General features: G+C 74.1%; 1 protein-coding gene. It reads right to left on the minus strand.

Annotated features, from left to right (window positions below; translation table 11 throughout):
* The coding region (locus V6U77_RS29910; protein ID WP_334610082.1) for a beta-ketoacyl reductase at positions 1 to 741 on the minus strand (741 nt) is incomplete at its 3' end.
* Between the last annotated feature and the right edge of the window lie 17 nt (positions 742 to 758).

Below are 758 nucleotides of genomic sequence, written 5' to 3' on the forward strand. Positions count from 1 at the left end.
GCCGTTCGCAAGCAACAACTCCCACAGCGCCTCCGGCGAATCCACCCCGCCGGGCAACCGGCACGCCATCGACACGATCGCGATCGGGTCGCCGTTCTCCGGCTCGTTCCCGGCGGGTGCCGCCGGTACCGGGGCGGCCGGCTCACCGGTGAGCCGGTCGAGCAGGTAGGCCGCCAGTGCCTCCGGCGTGGGATGGTCGAAGATCACCGTGCTGGGAAGCTTCAGCCCGGTGGCCGCGCCGAGGCGGTTCCGCAGTTCCAGCGCCGTGAGCGAGTCGAACCCGACCTCGTGGAAGGCGTCGTCGGAGCGGACCCGGGTGGCGTCGGCGAGGCCCAGCACGGCGGCCGCGTTGGCCCGGACCACGTCGACGAGCTCCGGCCGTCGCTGAGCGGCCGGCATGGCGCTCACCCGGGTCCGAAGGTCGACGGTACGCGCGGGCCGCGCCCCGCGACTCTTCCGGAGCCGCGCGGCGATGGGGTCGGGTGGGGTCCCGGCGCACGCGGCGTCGAACATCGCCAGCCCCTGCGCGGTCGTCATCGGCAGGATCCCGGCCCGCGCCAGCCGCTCGCTGTCGGCGTTGCCGGTCATCGCGCTGCGCTGCTCCCACAGCCCCCACGCGATCGAGACGCCCGGCAGCCCGAGACGGCGCCGGTGCACGGCCAGCGCATCCAGGAAGACGTTGCCGGCCGCGTAGTTGGCCTGCCCGGCACTACCCAAGGCGCCAGCGACCGACGAGAACATGACGAACGCCGCCAGGT

This window comes from Micromonospora sp. CPCC 205546 (genome assembly GCF_036902715.1).
In the GTDB taxonomy this organism is placed as follows: domain Bacteria; phylum Actinomycetota; class Actinomycetes; order Mycobacteriales; family Micromonosporaceae; genus Micromonospora.